Consider the following 19,438-nt stretch of genomic DNA (forward strand, 5'->3'; position numbering starts at 1 on the left):
TTACTCGGCCGGCAGGGCGGCGGGCGTGCCGACGGTGCCTGTGGATTTCTTTGCGCGATATTCGTCATAGGCGGCGATCAGCATCGCCCCGTCGTTGAACTGGACTTTCCAGCCAAGCTCCTGTTTCAGCTTTCCGGTCTCGCGAACGCACATCTCGTCGGCGATGAGGTATTGTTCCGGATCCATGATCGGCAGGTTGATCGCGTCGAAGGCGGCAAGCGTCGCCTTGACGGCGAAACCGGGCGTCGGAATGAGGATGGATCTGGAGCCTGCATGCTTGATCAGGCCACCCAGAAGCTGGCGGACGGAAGGCGGGTTGTCGGAGCCGAGATTGTAGGCTTCGTTCGGCACGCCGCCCTTCCAGGCAAGACGCGCGGCTTCCGCGCAATCGAACACGGAAATGAACTGGTACGGCGCCTTGCCCGAGCCGATCATCGGCACCGGCAGGTTCGCATCGATCAGCTTGAACAGCTTTTCGAGAATACCGAGGCGACCCGGCCCGATGATGAGACGCGGACGGAAGATCGAGATCCGCATGCCCTTCTCGCGATAGACATGGCAGAGCTGCTCGGTCGCCCATTTCGACTTGCCGTACTCGCCGAGCGGCTTCACCGGATGATCCTCAGCCTGCGGCGATTGTACCGTGTGGCCGTAAATCATATCGGTCGTGAACTGGACGAGCCGGTTGGCACCTGAAGCAGCCGTCGCCTTCATGATGTTCTCGGCACCGTAATAGTTCACCGGCCAGAAGAACTTCCAGCGCTTGGCGCGCACCTGCAGCGGCGAGAGCATTTTGGCCGCCATGTTGTAGACCATGTCTTCCGGGCCGATATCGACCTTCATGACCTGCTCGAGATCCGTCACATCGCAATGAACAAAGTGGACGCGGCCATGAGCGTAATGCGGCAGGTCGGACTTGACGATGTCGGCAATGAGAACCTGTTCGCCTTCATTGACGAGGCGCTCGGCGAGGTGGCGACCGACGAAACCGTCGCCTCCGAAAATGACGTGTTTCATGTCGGGCTCCCGATATGGATGGATTTTACGGCCGGGGTATCGAGCGCTGCGGCTTCCGCGGGCGTCGAGCGACCGGATTGTGCGATGAGGACGGTTCCGACACAGATGAAGCCGATGCCGGCGATGCGCCACGCGTTCAGGTCTTCGCGGAAGATGAAGTAGGCGAAGATGGCCACGGCGACGTAGGCGAGGCTGAGGAAGGGATAGGCAAACGAGAGTTCCACCTTCGACAGCACGTAGAGATGCGACACCATCGATATGGCGAAGGTGGCAAGTCCGGCAAAAACCCACGGGTTGAAGAGGATCTGAAAGAAGCGGGCAATTGCCGTATCCGCCGTAAACGTCAGCGGGCCGAGGCTCAGCATTCCCTGCTTCAGCATCAGCTGTGCCGCCGCATTGGTCAGCACGGTAAACAATATGAAGGCCAGGTATTTCATGTCGTCCCCCTTTTCGGGCGCCCCGTCCGGGCTCGTTCTCGGCTGGAATTCATCGTAAGCCAAAGATTCCACTATTCAGTGAAACTTGCTGATTTCTTTTACTAAAATTGATTTCATCTATTGTCTCGAACAGCCATTGCGGTGCGCCGCCAAAAGTCCGACATCATCGCTGGATCTCGCAATGCCTCAAGCTTCCGCCACTCCGGAAAAGATGCCTCAAATGTCTGCGGGCTCATACGCGCATCCTTGTAGGGATTGACCGCACCGCCAGCAGAAACAACGATCCGGTCGAGAGCGTCCAGGAGCTTCAACGTACCCTCGCCCTGGTTCGCGAAATCGAGCGTGAGCGTGAAGCCGGGTCGCGGGAAGGAGAACAGGCCACGCGAGCGGTGCTCGCCGAAGCGCTTGAGAACCGTGAGGAACGAGCCATGCCCGGCGCTCCGGGCCGTCTCCATCAGCCGCGCTGTGACCGCTGGTGCGACGTCGGCCGGATAAACGCTCTGGTGCTGGTATAGGCCTTTAGGACCATAGAGACGGTTCCAGTTTCTGATGGCATCGAGAGGATAGAAATAGCCGGACCATTTCACCGTCTCGACCGTCTCGCCAGCTTTCGCCTTGCGGATATAGGCCGCATTGAAGCCCTTCAGCGTCAGGCGATTGAGAAGGCTGAAAGGCGGCGTGACCGGAATGGCGAGCTTACGTCCGCTGGGCAAATCGGGAAATTCGCAGGAGGCGTCGGCATGGTCGCCGGCGAGCAGTATGCCCCTGCCCGCGTTGCGGCCTGTCGCGAGCTGGTCGATCCAGGCGACGGAATATTCATGCTCGGCATCGACGCGGTTGATCATGCCGAAATACGCGTCAAGGGTGTCGAAGCGGATGGCGTGCTGCTGGATGTGGGCGGAGGGTACCTTCATCATCTGCAGATCGACGTCGAGGATGAGACCGGTCAGACCCATGCCGCCGATCGTGGCGCTGAACATCTCCGGGTTCTCGGTCTCCGAGCATGTGAGAACGTCACCATTCGAGCGTAGCAGCGTCAGCCGCCGGATGTGGTTTCCGAACGTTCCCCGGGCGTGGTGGTTCTTGCCATGGACATCGTTGGCGACCGCGCCGCCAAGCGTGACATGTGCCGTGCCGGGGGTGACGGGCAGGAAGAAGCGATGCGGCACGGCGCGTGCGAGAATGGCCGACAGAGTGACGCCGGCTTCGGCCGAGAGAATGCCGGTGCCCGGGTCGAACGCGTGGATGCGACCGCGCCGGCGGTTGTCGATCAGAAGGCCCGGATCGTTATGGCAGCTGTCGCCATAGGAACGGCCGTTGCCGAAGGGCAGATATCCGCCCGGCGCGGCCGCGCCAATCTCGTCCTCGAAGGCATCGGGAGTGAGGGCAGGACGTGGGCGCGTGTCGATACGGCCCCAACTGTCGAAATTCATATCCATCGGATTGTCGTCACACCTTCACTGAATGCCGACCGCGCCGATCATCACCAGGACGCCACCGGCGGCCATGGTGGCAATGCTGCGCCAGTCTCGCATGATGAAGACGACGGGGTCCTCATGCAGCGAGCCGCGCCGGGCGAGCATCCAGATGCGCAGCAGCATATACAGCACAATGGGACACAGCGGCCAGAGAGCGGCCGGCATGCTATACATCTGCTGCATCTCCGCGCTGTGGATGTAGAGCGCGAGGACCAGAGCAGATGCGAAGGCCGAGGACACTCCGGCCTGACCGACCATCTCGAAGTCGACCTGCATGTAGCCGCGACCGGGAACCTGTGAGCTGGCTTCGCCACCATGCTCGTCCAACTCGACGTAGCGTTTCACAAGTGCGAGGCTGAGGAAGAAGAAGATCGAGAAGGCGAGAAGCCAGAAGGACAATTCGGTTTCCGTCGCCGTCGCTCCTGCGACGATTCGAATGGTGTAAAGTCCCGCCAGTGTGAAGACATCGACAAGCAGCTTACGCTTGAGGAAAAATGTGTAAGCAGTGGTGACAACGAGATAAATTGCGAGCGTCGCGATGAAACCCGGCGGCATTGTGAGGGTAAGCGCCAGAGACGCGACAAGAAGAACAGCGGCGAGCGCAAGGCCTGTCAAAACGGACATACGGCCACTTGCAAGCGGCCGGAACCGTTTCTTGGGGTGGCGGCGGTCGTTCGTAAGATCCGAGATATCGTTGATGACATAGACCGCCGACGCAAGGAAGCTGAAGGCGAAGAAGGCGATTGCCGTATTGATCAACGCGTCGCGTTGCAGAACGTCGTGATTGAGCGCCATGGGCACCGCGATCAGAATGTTCTTGGCCCATTGGTGGACCCGGATGGATTTCAACGTATCCGTGATGCCAATCTTGCTGGTCGCCAGGCATTCGGCACCATGTCTTCGACGCCAGCTTTCCGCAGCCCGATCGGGCGCAACGACAATGGCTCTCCTCGCAGCATCGAAGACGGCCACGTCATCACGGCTGTTGCCCATATAGTCGAACCCAGCCTCGCCATATCGGGCGACCAGCTCGGAACGCTTGCGATGGCTCGTCAGGTTGTGGGTCGGCGATGAGTGCAAGACGTCGGTAAAAACGCCGGTATGGGCTGCGACATCAAGCGCCACCCGCTCGGCAGCGCCAGTGACAAGCACAACATCACGGCCGGTTCCCCGCTCCTCCCGGAGACGCGCGATAACTTCCGGGCGGTAGGGCCAGTCTTCGCCGGTGCGCCCGGATCGTGCGGCAACCTGATGCTTGAGGTGCGCCTTGCTGCGCAGTGCCCAGAGGAGAACGGCAAACAGCATCAGCGGATTGCGGAACAGAACAACCGTTACGCCCTCCCACAGCGTATCCACTGAAACAAGCGTACCATCCAGATCGACGCAAAGCGGCACGAGCCGCGTGTCGGTTCGCGCATCCATGATCGCACTCCCGGTTCCGTAACTTCCGGTAGACTGTCATGTTCTACTTACTGAAATACAAACGCACTCTTCGCTGCGGTGGGGACTTCAATCGCTGGTTAATGAACGGAAAATCGCTCAGGTTGCATCTATCGCGAAAGGATCCAGTTGATGGCATCCCGCCAGTCGGTCATCCGCACCGGTGTTCCGTGCGTCCCCGTCTCAAACAGGACGAAGCGGGCGGGGTAGCCGCTCTTTTTCAGACGGGCATACAGAGCCGCCTGATCTTCCGCTTTGTACGTGCCGTCCGCGCTGCCATGGCTGAAGAACATGGGCAGCTTGCGCGCGAACGCGGCGCTCTTTCCGAAGTCCGGATCGGCCGCGCCACCCATGATCATCATGCCCGAAAGCTGCTTGACAGCCGTGGCATTGCGCGAGACGCCCCAGCAGAGAAAGCTACCCATCGATGCACAGGACAGGATGATCGGCTGCCCGGGAGAGCGGCGCGCAAGAGCATCGATAAGCCCGGCGATATCTGTAGCACCGTCCGTATCGAAGGAGCGCGCGCTCGGCGCGTAATATGCGCCGCCGTTCTCCACTGCGAGATTCTTCAAGCGATTGAAGTTGCCGCCGAAGGAATAGTCGTTCGCGCCGAGCCGCCGGTCGCCGCCGCGGCCGTGGATGAAGATCACGGTGAAGGCAGCGTTCTGCGGCCCGCCGACCCGGAAGACATCGAGGCCTCTTCCGCCGATATCGACCGTCTCGTTAGCCTGAGCGCGCTTCACCCCAAGCGATACATAAGGTCGCTTTACCCGGCGTTCCGGAACCTCGTCGCGGCCGTTGATATCGCGCATCTCGTCGTAATCTACCGTCAGCCAATCACCACCGTCGCGTGATTCCAGGATACGGCCATATCCGAAGAGGTCATCCTTGAAAGGCTTCAACGTCGCGGCGCTGGCGCCGGTCAAGCTCGTGACGATTGCGAAAACGACGGCGAGAGCACCTGCCTCAACGTTGCGTCTCAAAGAAAGTGTGGACCGGGCCATGTTTTGTTCCCTTTTTGATCTCTTCGGTACGCTTCGCTCTTTCGCCGGACGGCTGGCCCTTGTATGAAGAGGCGGGCAACCGCCAGACAGGCGATGCCCGGCCTACAGGATCAGCCGACACATCGAAAGACGTTTGACGCACCAGATGACGGACAGCAACGACCTTTTCGCGACCACCCCGCCCGCAGCCCGGAAGCCTTCCGAGCCGAAGACGCTCGACCTGACGTCGTCTGCCGGCAAGACCGGGGATACCAGACCCGGCGCCCCTGCGAAGGCACAGGAGCCGAAAGAGGAACCGAAATCGGCCGCACGCGCTCCGGGAGCCCCCGCATCCCAGTTGAAGGCCGATACGGGAGATTACAACGCTTCGGCGATCGAGGTTCTTGAAGGCCTTGAGCCCGTCCGCCGCCGCCCTGGCATGTATATCGGCGGCACGGACGAGAAGGCGCTGCATCATCTGTTCGCCGAGGTCATCGACAACTCGATGGACGAGGCCGTGGCCGGCCATGCCAATTTCATCGACGTCCATCTGGACGCCGAGGGGTGCCTTGCGGTGACCGACAACGGTCGCGGTATTCCGGTCGAGAACCATCCGAAATTTCCGGGCAAATCGACGCTCGAAGTGATCATGACCGTGCTCCATGCCGGCGGAAAATTCGACAGCAAGGTCTACGAGACCTCCGGCGGTCTGCACGGCGTCGGCGTGTCCGTCGTCAACGCCCTCTCCGACGTGCTGGAAGTGGAAGTCGCCCGTAACCGGCGGCTCTATCGCCAGCGCTTTTCGCGCGGCATTCCGCAAGGTGGCCTGGAGGAACTGGGCGACGTGCAGAACCGGCGCGGCACCCGCGTGCGCTTTCACCCGGACCCGGAGATCTTCGGGCCTCACGCCAAGTTCGAGCCGGCACGCCTTTTTCGCATGGCCCGATCCAAGGCCTATCTTTTCGGCGGCGTCGAAATCCGCTGGTCGTGCGATCCGGTCCTGGTGGAGGGCACCGACACGCCGGACAAGGCGGTGTTCCACTTCCCCGGCGGATTGAAGGATTACCTCAAGGCGACCATGGGGTCCGAGTTCACGGTTACCCGCGAGATCTTCTCCGGTAAAACCGAAAAGACCGGCGGCCACGGCGCGCTCGAATGGGCCGTCACCTGGTATGGCGGCGATTCGGTCGTCCATTCCTATTGCAACACCATTCCGACGCCCGAGGGCGGCACGCACGAAGCGGGTCTTCGCATCGCTCTGACCAAAGGTCTGAAAGCCTATGCTGACCTGACGCAGAACAAGCGCGCGGCGATCGTCACCACAGACGACGTGATGATTTCTGCCGCTGGAATGCTCTCCGTATTCATCCGCGAGCCGGAATTCGTTGGCCAGACCAAGGACAAGCTCGCCACCGTCGAAGCGCAGCGCATCGTCGAGAACGCCATCCGCGATCCCTTCGACCATTTCCTCGCCGGCAATCCGCAGGAAGCGGCAAAACTTCTGGAATGGGTGATCGAGCGCGCCGACGAGCGCGTGCGCCGTCGCAAGGAAAAGGAAGTCACCCGCAAAAGCGCCGTGCGCAAGCTGCGCTTGCCGGGCAAGCTTGCCGACTGCTCGCAGAACTCGGCGCTGGGTGCCGAACTCTTCATCGTTGAAGGCGATTCGGCCGGCGGTTCGGCCAAGCAGGCGCGCAACCGCTCCAATCAGGCGATCCTGCCGCTGCGCGGCAAGATCCTCAACGTCGCAAGCGCCGGCCGGGAAAAGCTGGGGGCAAACCAGCAGATCTCGGATCTCGTGCAGGCACTCGGTTGCGGCACGCGGTCGAAATACCGTCAGGAAGACCTGCGCTACGACCGCGTCATCGTCATGACCGATGCCGACGTCGATGGCGCGCATATCGCGTCGCTTCTGATCACCTTCTTCTATCAGGAAATGCCGGAACTCATTCGCGGCGGTCATCTCTATCTCGCGGTGCCTCCTCTCTATCGCATGACACAGGGCGCAAAGACGCTCTATGCGCGCGACGACCTCCACCGGGTCGAGCTCATGGAGAAGGAATTCACCGGCCGCGGCAAGGTCGAGATCGGACGTTTCAAGGGCCTCGGCGAGATGATGCCGGCGCAGTTGAAGGAAACGACGATGGATCCTGCAAAGCGCACGCTGCTCAAGGTTTCCATCGATGACGTCGACTTCGAGGGCACGCGTGACGCGGTGGACAATCTCATGGGCACCAAGCCGGAAGCACGTTTCCGCTTCATCCAGGAACGGGCCGTCTTCGCCGAGAACCTCGACATCTGATTGGTGACGGTATCGGGATCGACAGATAACGGCATGGCTAGAGCGTTCAGCTGCGCGGGCGCTGGAGCGATTGGGCAGCGTGGATGGCCTTTTGCACGAGCGTCTCGCTCAATGCGCGTGTTGGCGCCATTCGAGGGAAATGCACGACGACATCGTCTTTCGTCAGGAGACGAGCCGATAGTCGTTCGTCAGCCTGCCGATAAGGACCGCATCATACGGCACTCTTCGTCTCAATGTCGGAAGCCTGGTGGCCTGTCCCTCAGGCGACGATCTTTTCCATAAAAAGGCTGAGCGGATCGGGCTTGTAGCTTCCGAATGGCTCGATATCGCGGTAACCCGCCCTTCGGTAGAGACTGATGGCTTCGGGCTGATAAATGCCGGTTTCCAGCCTGACTGTGGTTAGCCCGGCGTCGCGCGCCGTCTGTTCGACGGCATCCAGAAGGGACCGCCCAGCCCGCATGCCTCGTGCCTTGGGATCGACGAACATCCGCTTGATCTCGCCGCTGCCATCCCCAGCCGCCACCAGAGCGCAGCACCCGATGATCGTGCCGTTATGCCGCGCAACGAGGAACGACACCTCGGGTTTCTCCAGTGTCTCAAGATCAACAAGATGATTGCTCTCGGCCGGATAGAGCGACTGGGCATAAACGTCCGACTGGTTCAAGAGATCGATGACCTCAGGTTGGCGTGGCGGTTCTTTTCGAATGTCCAGAGTCACTTGGCTGAGGTTCCTGAGAAAGAGAATCGAGCGGTTGAAGTGCGTCTTCAGCCGATTTTATACCGATTCGAACCTCGATCCACGAAGGACGATGACGACCTGTCTCCGACGCAGCCAACCGGAGCAAAATCAATCCGGCGCCTGCCGTTCGTGCCTTAATTCCGCGCAAAGCTCTGTTTACCATCTTCTTTAACGCAGGAGACGGAACAGATCATGGTGACTGCAGCGCTCGTCGTGATGACGATTCTTGGATGCGACGACGGCGTCACCCAGTGCCACTATGTCGATACGGTAAAAGACAGGTGGGAGACGGTAGAGGCCTGCGACGACCAGTCTCAAAAAAAGCTCCCTGCCTATAAGAATGCGAGCTATCCCGTGATCGTCGCCATGTGCGAGAAGGCGGCAGAGGCCCCGATCGCCAGCGCGGCCGAGAGCGATACGCCCACCTCTCCCGCACCACCGCTCGCTTCCGCATCAACATCCCCGACGCCCGCACCCACCAGCGCACCATCCGCTCCGACTGCGGGAGAAGCCGCGTCCGAAGAACGCAAACCTCTACCCCAGCGCGCTTACGCGATGATCCGTGGCGTACTGCCGGATACGGCAAAGATACGCCACGCCATGTCCGTTCCCGTCCACTATCTGGGGGATGGCTATTCCTGGGTTGCGACGCGGATCGGCCGCTGACATCGGGCACCTGAACCCCCGATGTTGCCGTTGGATGCCTCGAACGCGCCAGCCGTCAAACGATCAAGCCGGCTTCGATGAGGCTTGAAGCGGTTGCCGAGACGGTTTCGCGCTCCGGACGCGTCGTCCAGCCGAGCACGCGTCGAGCCTTCTCGCTGCTTACGCGGTTGTCGCGTCCAAGCTCCTTCACGATCATGGCAAGGCCGGGATGCAGGGAGGCCGCGGCCTTGGCCGTCCAGTTCGGAACGGTCATGCCAGGCAACTTTCCCGCCCTTTCGGGCACCGCCTCGCGCAGAATGCCGACGATGTCAGCGATGCTCAGGGACTGCCCGGCGATGATGAATCGCTCGCCGATGGACGACGCCGTCTCTAGCGCCAGAACATGCGCCGCGGCGACGTCGCGGACATCGACAAGCGGCACGATGAACTTTGGCATAGCAGGATATCGCCCGTTCAGCAGATTGCGAACAATACCCACCGAGGTCGCCGTCGTCTTCCCGATCATGGGACCGAGTATCATACCCGGGCAGAGCACGGTCAGTTCGAGCCCCAGCGCTTCAGCCTCTTCCCAGGCGGCACGCTCGGCAAGCGTTTTCGACGCGTAATAGATGGTGGAGAACGTACCGCTCGGATCCGTCCAGTTCCGCTCGTCATAAGGCGGCGCGCCGTCACCGTACATGACAGCCGCGATAGATGACGTCAGCACGACGCGGCGGATCCCCGCATCGACCGCGGCCCGCAACACGCGCCGGGTGCCCTCGACCGCAGGGCGAAGGACGTCCTGCGGGTCGCCCGGCGCCTTTGCCGGAAAAGGCGAGGCCGTGTGAAACAGAGCATGTGCGCCCTTCAGCGCCTCCGACCAGCCATCATCGGATTCGAGATCCGCAACGGCGATATCGAGGCTGTCGGCAGGCTTCCCCAGCAACTCTGCAAGAGCCATGTTTGCCTGCTTGCCACGAACAGCGGAGCGGAAGGTGCCACAAACGGGGTAACCACGCTTCAAGAGGGACAGCGTCAGGTGACGACCAAGAAACCCGCCGGCACCGGTGACGACGACGCGCCGATTCGTTTCGGACATGAGCTTCTCCTTGGCATGCCATGACGTCCGCCGTTGCCAGCGTGAGATCTGCTTACAGGATCTCGGTGGCGATCGGAAACCTCTGCCGGACAAAAGCCCTTGCGAATAGCCGTCGGTGCGGCGACGGGACGTTTCTCTTTTGGGTCAGGCCGCCTGTCGTGCAGCCAGTTGGGCGTAATCACGGGCAAAACGGCGCTGCTCGGCAATGGCGAGCTTTTCCACACATTCCGACAGGCCGGAACTGTCCGCCGTCTGTCGGAGGCGATGCACGAGGACGGCAGCGATGGAGGCTGCCGGAAGATGGCTGCCCTGCCGCCTCTCTTTTCGCCAGATGAGGATTGCCTCTGCGAAGAGCGCGCTGATCTCGCGGCCGAGCCCTCCGGATTCGAACAGAGCCCGAAGGGCCTGCGTACGACCGTCGGACAGGATGGAGCGAACCCGCTTCTCACCGACATGCGTGAGATCGACGATCGCAGCGGCGAAGAAGTCGATGCGGCCATGGCAGAGTGCGTTGACCAGCAAGGCGGGTGTCATGCGTCCGGTCACGCGAAGTTCGGCGATCAGCGCCTTGATATCCACGTCTGCAACCTCGCCCGCCATGTCGATGGCGGCCGTTTCGCACGCCTGTCGGGCGACGCGTTGCAGGCGCTCTGTGCCGATCACAGCCTGAAGGAAAGCGGTGCCGTTGAGCGCAGCGCCGACATGCTCGACCAGAACCTGCCGCGCATCCGCCGGCAGATCCTCCCGCTCCAGCAGCATGTTGCGTACGGCACACACGTCGCCATGACGATCCGCAAGACGCTTCAGGGTTCGCCGCGACAGGTTGGCCAATGGATTTTCGAGGAGGATGACAACCTCCGGCACGCCGCCGATTTCGCTGATCGCCGCCGCGACCGCGCGAGACACGGTTTTGCGGGAAGCGATGAAAGCCCGCAGCTCCGGCGTTCCGCGCGCTGCGAGATCAATCAGGTCATCATCGGAGAGAACCGGCGAGCGGGTGGCAACAGCGAAGGCGATTTCCGGCTGGTCTTCGGCCAGCGACAGGATGATCGGACGCGGCGCGTCCGGCATTGCAGCCAGCGCTTCGGCAAGGGCGAGACGCACTTTCGGCGAGGGATCATCGAGAAGAAACGTCATCGCCATATTGGCTGCATGCCGGTCGATCCGGTCGCAATTCTTCGCGCAATAGGCGCGCGCCAGTGCGCTGGCCGCGTCGGCGCGATCCGTTGCCTTGGCGGTTTCGACCCAGCGAAGAAATGCTTGTATGATCACCGACGCCCCACTACGCAAATCAAACTGATGCTGATGTCGTGACGTTAGCGGCGAAACGTTTAAGATTGGTTCACCATGTCGATTAACGCCAACGAAACCGGTCAGATCGTGCAACCGGGCCTGGATGAGACGCCACCGAAGACAGCTTTCGCTGTCGTGGTTCGTCCGGAAGACCCGGCTCCCTCTCGGCGCCCGCAGCGTCTCCTTCTCAAGATCGGTCTCGACGCGCTCGAACGTCACGACGCGGCAGGCGTCTTCGACGCTCATCGCCCCGACGGTATCCTGCTGCCGGACTGCCGCGGGCGCGCCGATCTGCAGGCGGCGGACGTCGCGCTGGGGGTCATCGAGGCGGAAACGGGAATGGCGGCAGGCAGCCTCTCGATCATCGCCGCCATCGGCTTTTCGCCGGCAAGTTTCCTCGGCACCGAGAGGCTTTCAGGCGCGTCGGCACGCCTGATCGCTCTGGTGCTGGACGAGGACGCGCTTGCCTCTGCCATCGGACTGCCGACCGAGTCCGCTCGATCCGCATCGCCAGCCATCACCATGGCGCGAGGGTCCATGATTCTGCAGGCGGCAAGCGCCGGCGTGCCCTGCTTCTGGTCCCTGCCCTTTGGCGAAACCGACGGCTACGCGCTGGCCCGCTTGCGGGATGCCGCGCTGGATCACGGGTTCCGGAACGTCCTCGTGCAGACTGCGGAGCAGTGGATAGCGCTCGGGCAAGACGCGCGCGCAGACTGACTGTCCTCTTGCGCCAAGGACAGCAGGCTAGCGCTTGGGGCGTATCAGTTCGAAGACGTCGCCGGCATCGGCATAATCCATATAGCCGAGCCGACCGACCGGACGCGTCTTCGCCATATCGAAACGGCCGTTTCGCAGCGCGTCCTCCCGGATGTGGATGCCGACAACCTGCCCGATGACGACGTGATTTTCGGCGGGCTCACCGGAAAGCGTCCTAGGCCGGAACATCTCCGTCATCCGGCATTCGAGCGCGGCATAGGCCTCGCCGACGAACGGGGCCTCGACAAGGTCTCCATCGACGGGCGCCAGGCCGGCCGCGGCGAACTCGCTTTCACCGTGCGGCAACGGGGCGGACGATCGGTTCATCGGATCAATGAGGTCTCGACTGACGAAGCTCGCCGTAAAGACGCCGGTCTCCTCGATGTTGCGGACGGTATCCTTCCATCCCGAAGACGAGAACATCACCATCTTCGGAGCATCGCAGATGGCGTTGAAGAAGGAATAGGGCGCGAGGTTGAGACTGCCGTCCTTAGCCCGCGTACCGATCCAGCCGATCGGCCGGGGCGAGACGATGGCCTTGAACGGATCGTGCGGCAGGCCGTGGGCGTTCGTGTCGGTCGAATAAAACATCAGAAAGCCCTCACGCGTCGCCGCCGACCCAGGTAACGATCTCGGACAAAGCAGGACGGGGACGCTCCGTCGGCGGCACCTGCGGCGATCCGATATGGATGAAGCCGGCGACCTTCTCGTTTTCCTGTATGCCGAGAACCGGAAAGGCGCGCTGATCGAATGCGAACCACTCGCTCAGCCAGTTCGAGCAATAGCCGAGCGCGTTGGCCGCCATCAGCAGATTGAGGCAAACGGCACCGGCCGACATGATCTGTTCCCACTCCGGCACCTTGGCGTGCGGCGCGGCCGTACTGATGACCGCGACGACGACAGGGGCACGGGTCAACCGGGTGTTCTCGACCTTGATCATCTCTTCGGAAAGATCCGATTTCGCCTCAAGAGCCAGGCGGGCCAGCTCTGCGCTGATGCGACCGCGCTCTTCACCACGATAAACGATGAACCGCCAGGGTGCGAGCTTTCCATGATCGGGCACACGCGAGGCCAGCGTCAGCATCTCCTCGATCTCCTGCTGCCCGGGTCCGGGTTCGCACATCTGGAAGGCGGGAATGGAACGGCGTGTTGCGAGGTAGTCCTTGAGGCCGGGAGCCGTCGTCATATCGGTCACTTTCACGGAAGCGGTCCTGCGACGGATACGGTCGCATGCCGGAGTGTCGTCTGTTGCCGACGTCATCCGCCGGCCGGAATGCGTTGGCATGTGATGCCCCGGTACGAACTGCAAGAGCATAGCGCCGCATGCCGTTATACACAGCGGCGATGCTTTATCCTTGCGCAACCCTGTACCGGTCCTGCACAATATGCAGCGCGCTGCGGCGCGTGAGGTCCGTTACAGGTAGCCACGAATTCGCCATACCGGCGTCTCAAGTGGAGCCACCTCGTCAGGAAGTCAACCGTATCATGCGTAACCCGGCTCCTCTTCGCTGTCTGCCCCCGGCGTCCCGTCCCAGTCCGGGTTCGGGTCGGGCTCTCTCTGTCCTCCTTGCGTTCGGCATGGTTGGCGGTCTGTCTTGCGGCGCATGGGCGCAGACGGTGCAGGACGATCCCTTCAAGAGCTTTCCGTCGATCTCCGCGCCGCCGAAAATGCCCAAGCTGAACAGCTTCAGCCCGGTCATTCCAAGCGAGGCCGCGCAGGGACCAACAGCTCGCGATGTTCGGATGGAAGCGCTCCTGAAGGAAAAGGGCGGCGCCATCGAGCAGGGACTGACGTGGCGTGTCTTCAGCCCCATCCCCGGCTCGGATGGAAAATTGCCTCTGGTGGCGACGTCGCAGGGTGGTTCGGCCGCGTTCCAGCTCGTACCGGGCGAATATTTCGTCAACGTCGCCTTCGGTCGCGCCGGCGCTACACGCAAGATCCGCGTTGCGGAAACCGGTACCTTCGAACGGCAGGTGCTGGTGCTCGATGCCGGTGGCGTGACGCTCAACGCCGTCTCCGGCGCTGACGTACGCATCCCGGAAGGCGAGCTTTCCTTTTCGATCTTTTCTTCCGACGTAAAAGAAGATGGCGAGCGGGCACTGGTGGTGGCGGATGTGAAGCCCAATACCGTCGTGCGTCTGAACACCGGCACCTATCACGTCGTGTCGAACTACGGGTCGGTGAACGCCGTGATCCGCGCAGATATACAGGTGGAGGCGGGGAAACTCACCGAAGCGACGATCCAGCACCGGGCGGCAAAACTCACCTTGAAGCTGGTCGCCGAACCGGGCGGCGAGGCGATTGCCGATACAGCGTGGTCGATCCTGACGGCATCCGGCGACGTGGTCAGCGAAAGCGTCGGCGCCTTTCCGACGCTCGTCCTCGCCGAAGGCGATTACAGCGCCGTGGCACGCAACAACGAGAAAATCTACCAGCGCGATTTCACGGTAACAGCCGGCGTGAATGCGGATGTCGAGGTATTGCTGTCGAATACGGCGGCGCAACCCGGTGCACAGTCTGCGGCTGTCGCGCCTGGCAACGCTCAGGACTGAGTAGGGCACATCATCTACCTACCCAGCAAAAAGCCGGACCTTTCGGCCCGGCTTTTCCTTCATCGGTTCAAGCATTCACACCGCTGCGGCAGCGCGTGCTTTCTTCGCTTCGGCCTTCCGGCGAAGATCCGGCGGTGTCGCTTCCTCCACGAGGCTTGCAATGGCTTCGTCGAGCGTCATCGGCGTCTGAGCCTGTGAGCCCAGGCGGCGGATGTTGACGGTGCGCTCTTCCGCTTCCCGCTTGCCGCAGACGATGATCACCGGCACCTTGGTGACCGAGTGCTCGCGGACCTTGTAGTTGATCTTCTCGTTGCGGAAATCGGTCTCGACCGTGAGACCTGCTTCGCGCAGGAGTTCGGCCACTTCCTCGCCATAGGCATCGGCCTCGGACGTGATGGTGGCAACGACGATCTGCAGCGGCGAGACCCACAGCGGCATGTGGCCGGCGAAGTTCTCGATAAGAATGCCGAGGAACCGCTCCATCGAGCCACAGATGGCACGGTGGATCATGACCGGTTTGGTCTTCTCCGAGTTGCTGTCGATGTAGAAAGCACCAAAGCGCTCCGGCAGGTTGAAATCGACCTGCGTCGTGCCGCACTGCCATTCCCGGCCGATCGCATCCTTCAGCGTATACTCGAACTTGGGGCCGTAGAAGGCACCCTCGCCCGGCAGGATACCGGTCTTGATACGGCCTTCGGACTGGGCCTCGATGGTCTTCAGCACGTCCATCATCACGCTTTCGGCACGGTCCCACAGGTCATCCGAACCGACACGCTTTTCCGGGCGGGTGGAGAGCTTGACCACGACCTCGTCGAAACCGAAATCCTCGTAGACGGAGAGGATCAGGTCGTTGATGCGCAGGCACTCGGCGGCCATCTGCTCGTCGGTGCAGAAGACATGCGCATCGTCCTGCGTGAAGCCGCGTACGCGCATCAACCCGTGCAAAGCACCGGAGGGCTCGTAGCGGTGAACATTGCCGAATTCTGCAAGACGGATAGGTAGTTCGCGGTACGACTTCAGGCCGTGCTTGAAGATCTGCACGTGGCCCGGGCAGTTCATCGGCTTCAGCGCGAAAACACGATCGTCGTCCGTGTCATCCCCCGCGACCGTCACCTTGAACATGTTGTCGCGATACCAGCCCCAGTGGCCGGACGTTTCCCAAAGAGACTTGTCCAGAACCTGTGGTGCGTTGACCTCCTGATAGGTGCCAGCGAGGCGACGGCGCATGTAGGCAACGAGCGTCTGGAAGATGCGCCAGCCCTTTCCGTGCCAGAAGACGACGCCCGGACCTTCTTCCTGGAAATGGAACAGGTCCATTTCGCGGCCGAGCTTGCGGTGATCGCGCTTTTCGGCTTCTGCCAGAACGTTCAGATAGCGGTCCAGGTCTTCCTGGCTGTGCCAGGCCGTGCCGTAGATGCGGGTCAGCATCGGGTTGTTGCTGTCGCCGCGCCAGTAGGCGCCAGCGACCTTCATCAGCTTGAAGGCCGTACCGATCTGTCCCGTGGATGCCATGTGCGGCCCGCGGCAGAGGTCGAACCAGTCGCCCTGGTAATAGATCTTGAGGTCCTGGCCCTCGGCAATCGCATCGACCAGTTCAACCTTGTAGGCTTCCCCCTTGTCGGCGAAGATCTGCCGGGCCTTCTCGCGCGGCCACACTTCCTTGGTGAAGGGCTTGTTGCGCTGAATGATCTCCTTCATGCGTTTTTCGATCTTTGGCAGATCGTCCGGCGTGAAGGGCTCGGCCTTGGCGAAATCGTAGTAGAAGCCGTTCTCGATGACCGGCCCGATCGTCACCTGCGTACCGGGCCAAAGCTCCTGCACGGCCTCCGCCATGACGTGGGCGGCATCGTGACGGATCAGTTCCAGCGCGCGCGGGTCTTCGCGGGTGACGATCTCGAGGCGACCGTTCTCGATTGGATCGGACAAATCGCGCAGCGTGCCGTCGAGCGCGATGGCGACGGCCTTCTTGGCAAGCGACTTGGAAATCGACTCGGCGACCTCGCGGCCGGTCGTGCCGGCTGCAAATTCGCGAATCGAGCCATCGGGGAATGTGAGGGCAACGGACATGCTGTTTCTCCTATCCAGTCCCGCCAACGAATGCGGGTGGGTATGCAATGAATGGGGCCGGCTGCGGCCGAAATGCGCGCGCAAGCGGTTCTTCTCTATGACGCGCGCGGTATAAAGGGATTTACCCGCTCTGGAAAGAGGCCGACATTCAGGAGGAGCGGCGCCAGGGGGCCAGCCAGCGCAATCTGCCCACAAGCTGTGAAGGCACAGGATCGAGCCCTCCTTTGCCACCGGGGCCGCAACGGGCGATCCGGTAAAGCGTCATCCAGCTGCCGGGCCAGAGACCGTGGCGGGCGATGGCCTCGTAGCCGTATTCCGAACAGGTCGGTATATGGCGGCAGCCATTGCCGATGAAGCTCGACAGCGTCAGCTGATAGAGGCGGATCAGCGCCATGCCGCCAAGCCGCCCCGGTGTTCGTGGGAACGGACCCCGCCAGTTGCGGCCGCGGTAGGGGCCCGGTTCACCGGCGTCATGTCGGCAGTCGGCTTTGCCGTCGCACATGGTCAGGCGGTCGCCTTGTCCATTGCGGACGCTGCAGACCGAGCGGCTTCCACCTGTCCGATCGCGTCCACGACCGCGTCGAAGGTCAGCATGGTCGAGGCATGCCGTGCCTTGTAGTCCTTTACGGGCCGCAGGATGCGCATGTCGGAGAACCGTCCGTCCGGCCCCTCACCGTCCGCCTTCAGCATGGCGAGCATCGCGTCACGCGCCGCCCGCACTTCCTCCACACTCGCGCCAACGATGTTGCGCGCCATGATCGATGACGAGGCCTGACCCAGCGCACACGCTTTGACATCGTGAGCGAAATCCGTGATGTGCCCATCGATCATCCGGATGGTCACCTTGACCTTGGAGCCGCAAAGTTTTGAATGCGCGGAGGCCTCGGCATCCGCAGGCTCAAGGCGTCCGCTGCGAGGAATGTTTCCGGCAAACTCAAGAATGCGGCTGTTGTAAATGTCATCCATGATACGGCCATCCCGCTGTCATGTCCGTCCGCAGGTCGAACGGGCAATCGATATGATTTCGCGTGGATATAAGAAGCAGGCGGAGGATTTTCTCCACCATAGCGGAAAAAAGAACCAGGGCGTCGCGTAGGGCTCTTTTACACACCTTGGCTTATATTATATGGTATCGACGGAAAAGGCGACAGAGCAGAGCCGCTGCTGTCGCCTGTTGTTTGGGGAACCGTGCCGAACGGGAGAGAGCCTTGACCTCTCTTTCCGCGAAGCCCCGGAGCCCGCCAACGGCAGCCGAAGCCTGACGACATGCGCAGGCGACCGGTGAGTGGCGAGTTGTCCGTAAAGATCAACGTCAAGCTACGCGCCACGCAGCAGAGGCCATCATGGATGCCATCGTGAAGAATTTTCCGTCGCAAACGGACGTTGACGGTCGGCCGTCGCAAAAGGAAGCCGAGGACGCCGTTCGTGTTCTCCTGCGTTGGGCTGGCGACGATCCGCAGCGCGAGGGCCTGCTCGATACGCCGGCGCGCGTGGTGAAAGCCTACAAGGAACTGTTCTCGGGCTATGATCTCGCTGCAGAGGACGTCCTGGGCCGCACCTTCGAGGAAGTCGCCGGCTTCGACGATATCGTGCTGGTAAAGGACATTACCTTCCATTCGCATTGCGAGCATCACATGCTGCCGGTCGTCGGCCGCGCGCATGTCGCCTACCTGCCAGAGGGCCGCGTTCTCGGCCTGTCGAAGATCGCCCGCGTCGTCGACATCTTCGGCCGCCGACTGCAAACGCAGGAAAGCATGACGGCGCAGATCGCAGGTGCGATCAACGAAACGCTGCGCCCGCGCGGTGTGGCCGTAATGATCGAAGCCGAGCATATGTGCATGGCCATGCGCGGCGTGCTGAAGCAGGGCTCGACCACACTGACGACGACATTTACCGGATCGTTCAAGACGGATGCGGCCGAGCAGGCACGCTTCATGTCGATGGTGCGCGGGTTTCGCTGAATCGCCATCCGGTAGCTGGAAGTGGCAAAGGCTGGCAGCGCAATGCGTGCCGGCCTTTCTCACGTCTGGTCTATCCTGTCGTAGATAACCGCCATTGTTCCGTTGGCTGCATGGCTGTAAAATTCGAGAAGCACGCGTTTTGATATAGCGCGATCGCTCATTTCAGCCGGAGTTCAATTCATGCCTCTCGTCTTTGCCCAGCCATCGTCCGATCATGCCCAGGTCGAAGAAGGGCTTGCCTTCACCCCCCGGTTCGATTCGCACGGGCTGGTAACGGCTGTCGTGACGGATGCCGAGGACGGCATGTTGCTGATGGTGGCGCACATGAACGCGGAAGCGCTGGCCCTGACCGTCGAGACCGGAATCGCACATTATTACAGCCGATCGCGCAAGGCGCTCTGGAAGAAGGGTGAAACGTCGGGCAATCTCCAGACGGTCGTCGAATTGCGAACCGACTGTGATCAGGATGCCGTGTGGCTGCGGGTCAAGGTCGCCGGACATGATGCGACGTGCCACACGGGACGGCGCTCGTGCTTCTACCGCTCGGTGGATATTGCGGATGGCACAGTGACGTTGACCGTGCGCGATGATGTCAGGCACTTCGATCCGCATATGGTTTACGATAAGAAATGAGCATCTGCTTTTATTTGAGACAGTTCCTGCCGCGG

19 protein-coding genes are annotated in these 19,438 nt (G+C 61.6%); 6 read left to right on the top strand and 13 right to left on the bottom strand.

What is annotated here, in order from left to right; all coding sequences use genetic code 11:
* From BSG19_RS10575 to BSG19_RS10595, 5 genes are all read right to left on the bottom strand, one after another.
* Positions 1-1,017: an NAD-dependent epimerase/dehydratase family protein gene (locus BSG19_RS10575; RefSeq protein WP_092987692.1), complete on the bottom strand. Its 1,017-nt coding sequence runs from the start codon at positions 1,015-1,017 to the stop codon at positions 1-3.
* Positions 1,014-1,454: an EamA family transporter gene (locus BSG19_RS10580; protein WP_092987694.1), complete on the bottom strand. Its 441-nt coding sequence runs from the start codon at positions 1,452-1,454 to the stop codon at positions 1,014-1,016. The genes BSG19_RS10575 and BSG19_RS10580 overlap by 4 nt, the downstream gene beginning before the upstream one ends.
* A gap of 113 nt (positions 1,455-1,567) precedes the next feature.
* Positions 1,568-2,893: an FAD-binding oxidoreductase gene (locus BSG19_RS10585; RefSeq protein ID WP_092987696.1), complete on the bottom strand. Its 1,326-nt coding sequence runs from the start codon at positions 2,891-2,893 to the stop codon at positions 1,568-1,570.
* A gap of 18 nt (positions 2,894-2,911) precedes the next feature.
* Entirely contained in the window at positions 2,912-4,354 is a 1,443-nt protein-coding gene (locus BSG19_RS10590; protein ID WP_092987698.1) for a UbiA family prenyltransferase, read from the bottom strand.
* Positions 4,355-4,482: 128 nt separating this feature from the next.
* Complete coding sequence (locus BSG19_RS10595) at positions 4,483-5,379, bottom strand: alpha/beta hydrolase (RefSeq protein WP_092987700.1); 897 nt, start codon at positions 5,377-5,379, stop codon at positions 4,483-4,485.
* A 145-nt stretch (positions 5,380-5,524) separates the two neighbouring features.
* On the opposite strand from BSG19_RS10595, the gene parE reads away from it, so the two are divergent.
* Complete coding sequence (parE, locus tag BSG19_RS10600) at positions 5,525-7,657, top strand: DNA topoisomerase IV subunit B (RefSeq protein ID WP_244529200.1); 2,133 nt, start codon at positions 5,525-5,527, stop codon at positions 7,655-7,657.
* Between the two features lie 259 nt (positions 7,658-7,916).
* Here the strand turns inward: parE and BSG19_RS10605 are convergent, their stop codons facing one another.
* Complete coding sequence (locus BSG19_RS10605) at positions 7,917-8,375, bottom strand: GNAT family N-acetyltransferase (protein ID WP_092987702.1); 459 nt, start codon at positions 8,373-8,375, stop codon at positions 7,917-7,919.
* A 213-nt stretch (positions 8,376-8,588) separates the two neighbouring features.
* On the opposite strand from BSG19_RS10605, the gene BSG19_RS10610 reads away from it, so the two are divergent.
* Positions 8,589-9,062, top strand: coding sequence for a hypothetical protein (locus BSG19_RS10610; RefSeq protein WP_244529201.1), 474 nt, complete (start codon positions 8,589-8,591; stop codon positions 9,060-9,062).
* 55 nt (positions 9,063-9,117) lie between these two features.
* Here the strand turns inward: BSG19_RS10610 and BSG19_RS10615 are convergent, their stop codons facing one another.
* Together BSG19_RS10615 and BSG19_RS10620 are read right to left on the bottom strand one after the other, a co-directional pair.
* Positions 9,118-10,140 carry an NAD-dependent epimerase/dehydratase family protein gene (locus tag BSG19_RS10615; RefSeq protein ID WP_092987704.1) on the bottom strand — a complete coding sequence of 341 codons (1,023 nt, stop codon included), beginning with the start codon at positions 10,138-10,140 and terminating at the stop codon, positions 9,118-9,120.
* Between the two features lie 144 nt (positions 10,141-10,284).
* Positions 10,285-11,412 carry a DUF2336 domain-containing protein gene (locus tag BSG19_RS10620; RefSeq protein ID WP_092987706.1) on the bottom strand — a complete coding sequence of 376 codons (1,128 nt, stop codon included), beginning with the start codon at positions 11,410-11,412 and terminating at the stop codon, positions 10,285-10,287.
* 75 nt (positions 11,413-11,487) lie between these two features.
* Here BSG19_RS10620 and BSG19_RS10625 point away from each other — a divergent pair, with 75 nt between their 5' ends.
* A complete protein-coding gene (locus BSG19_RS10625; protein WP_092987708.1) occupies positions 11,488-12,150 on the top strand; it encodes a hypothetical protein in 663 nt (220 codons plus the stop codon).
* A 27-nt stretch (positions 12,151-12,177) separates the two neighbouring features.
* Here the strand turns inward: BSG19_RS10625 and BSG19_RS10630 are convergent, their stop codons facing one another.
* Positions 12,178-12,780, bottom strand: coding sequence for a flavin reductase family protein (locus tag BSG19_RS10630; protein ID WP_092987709.1), 603 nt, complete (start codon positions 12,778-12,780; stop codon positions 12,178-12,180).
* A 10-nt stretch (positions 12,781-12,790) separates the two neighbouring features.
* Positions 12,791-13,375: a nitroreductase family protein gene (locus BSG19_RS10635; RefSeq protein ID WP_092987710.1), complete on the bottom strand. Its 585-nt coding sequence runs from the start codon at positions 13,373-13,375 to the stop codon at positions 12,791-12,793.
* A 392-nt stretch (positions 13,376-13,767) separates the two neighbouring features.
* Here BSG19_RS10635 and BSG19_RS10640 point away from each other — a divergent pair, with 392 nt between their 5' ends.
* A complete protein-coding gene (locus BSG19_RS10640; protein ID WP_244529202.1) occupies positions 13,768-14,742 on the top strand; it encodes a hypothetical protein in 975 nt (324 codons plus the stop codon).
* 75 nt (positions 14,743-14,817) lie between these two features.
* Here BSG19_RS10640 and thrS read toward each other — a convergent pair whose 3' ends face one another.
* The 3 genes from thrS to BSG19_RS10655 form a co-directional block, all read right to left on the bottom strand.
* The gene (thrS, locus tag BSG19_RS10645) at positions 14,818-16,809 is read right to left on the bottom strand and encodes a threonine--tRNA ligase (RefSeq protein WP_092987711.1); all 1,992 of its coding nucleotides are present in this window, start codon (positions 16,807-16,809) and stop codon (positions 14,818-14,820) included.
* 148 nt (positions 16,810-16,957) lie between these two features.
* Positions 16,958-17,311 (bottom strand): membrane protein insertion efficiency factor YidD, encoded by a 354-nt coding sequence (yidD, locus tag BSG19_RS10650; RefSeq protein ID WP_092987712.1) that lies wholly within the window; start codon positions 17,309-17,311, stop codon positions 16,958-16,960.
* A 2-nt stretch (positions 17,312-17,313) separates the two neighbouring features.
* The gene (locus tag BSG19_RS10655; RefSeq protein WP_092987713.1) at positions 17,314-17,778 is read right to left on the bottom strand and encodes an iron-sulfur cluster assembly scaffold protein; all 465 of its coding nucleotides are present in this window, start codon (positions 17,776-17,778) and stop codon (positions 17,314-17,316) included.
* A gap of 374 nt (positions 17,779-18,152) precedes the next feature.
* On the opposite strand from BSG19_RS10655, the gene folE reads away from it, so the two are divergent.
* Together folE and hisI are read left to right on the top strand one after the other, a co-directional pair.
* Positions 18,153-18,770 carry a GTP cyclohydrolase I FolE gene (folE, locus tag BSG19_RS10660; RefSeq protein WP_092987714.1) on the top strand — a complete coding sequence of 206 codons (618 nt, stop codon included), beginning with the start codon at positions 18,153-18,155 and terminating at the stop codon, positions 18,768-18,770.
* 180 nt (positions 18,771-18,950) lie between these two features.
* Complete coding sequence (gene hisI, locus BSG19_RS10665) at positions 18,951-19,403, top strand: phosphoribosyl-AMP cyclohydrolase (RefSeq protein ID WP_092987715.1); 453 nt, start codon at positions 18,951-18,953, stop codon at positions 19,401-19,403.
* The last annotated feature ends 35 nt before the right edge of the window (positions 19,404-19,438 follow it).

Source organism: Rhizobium sp. NFR03 (assembly GCF_900111275.1).
In the GTDB taxonomy this organism is placed as follows: Bacteria; Pseudomonadota; Alphaproteobacteria; order Rhizobiales; family Rhizobiaceae; genus Ferranicluibacter.

Excerpts from the sequence above, each read along its gene's own strand:
- BSG19_RS10595 (WP_092987700.1), bottom strand. The coding sequence starts at position 5,379 with ATGGCCCGGTCCACACTTTCTTTGAGACGCAACGTTGAGGCAGGTGCT.
- hisI (WP_092987715.1), top strand. The coding sequence starts at position 18,951 with ATGCCTCTCGTCTTTGCCCAGCCATCGTCCGATCATGCCCAGGTCGAA.
- BSG19_RS10590 (WP_092987698.1), bottom strand. The coding sequence starts at position 4,354 with ATGGATGCGCGAACCGACACGCGGCTCGTGCCGCTTTGCGTCGATCTG.
- BSG19_RS10640 (WP_244529202.1), top strand. The coding sequence starts at position 13,768 with ATGGTTGGCGGTCTGTCTTGCGGCGCATGGGCGCAGACGGTGCAGGAC.
- thrS (WP_092987711.1), bottom strand. The coding sequence starts at position 16,809 with ATGTCCGTTGCCCTCACATTCCCCGATGGCTCGATTCGCGAATTTGCA.
- BSG19_RS10625 (WP_092987708.1), top strand. The coding sequence starts at position 11,488 with ATGTCGATTAACGCCAACGAAACCGGTCAGATCGTGCAACCGGGCCTG.
- parE (WP_244529200.1), top strand. The coding sequence starts at position 5,525 with ATGACGGACAGCAACGACCTTTTCGCGACCACCCCGCCCGCAGCCCGG.
- BSG19_RS10580 (WP_092987694.1), bottom strand. The coding sequence starts at position 1,454 with ATGAAATACCTGGCCTTCATATTGTTTACCGTGCTGACCAATGCGGCG.
- BSG19_RS10575 (WP_092987692.1), bottom strand. The coding sequence starts at position 1,017 with ATGAAACACGTCATTTTCGGAGGCGACGGTTTCGTCGGTCGCCACCTC.
- BSG19_RS10585 (WP_092987696.1), bottom strand. The coding sequence starts at position 2,893 with ATGGATATGAATTTCGACAGTTGGGGCCGTATCGACACGCGCCCACGT.
- BSG19_RS10630 (WP_092987709.1), bottom strand. The coding sequence starts at position 12,780 with ATGTTTTATTCGACCGACACGAACGCCCACGGCCTGCCGCACGATCCG.
- BSG19_RS10615 (WP_092987704.1), bottom strand. The coding sequence starts at position 10,140 with ATGTCCGAAACGAATCGGCGCGTCGTCGTCACCGGTGCCGGCGGGTTT.
- BSG19_RS10635 (WP_092987710.1), bottom strand. The coding sequence starts at position 13,375 with ATGACGACGGCTCCCGGCCTCAAGGACTACCTCGCAACACGCCGTTCC.
- yidD (WP_092987712.1), bottom strand. The coding sequence starts at position 17,311 with ATGTGCGACGGCAAAGCCGACTGCCGACATGACGCCGGTGAACCGGGC.
- folE (WP_092987714.1), top strand. The coding sequence starts at position 18,153 with ATGGATGCCATCGTGAAGAATTTTCCGTCGCAAACGGACGTTGACGGT.
- BSG19_RS10610 (WP_244529201.1), top strand. The coding sequence starts at position 8,589 with ATGGTGACTGCAGCGCTCGTCGTGATGACGATTCTTGGATGCGACGAC.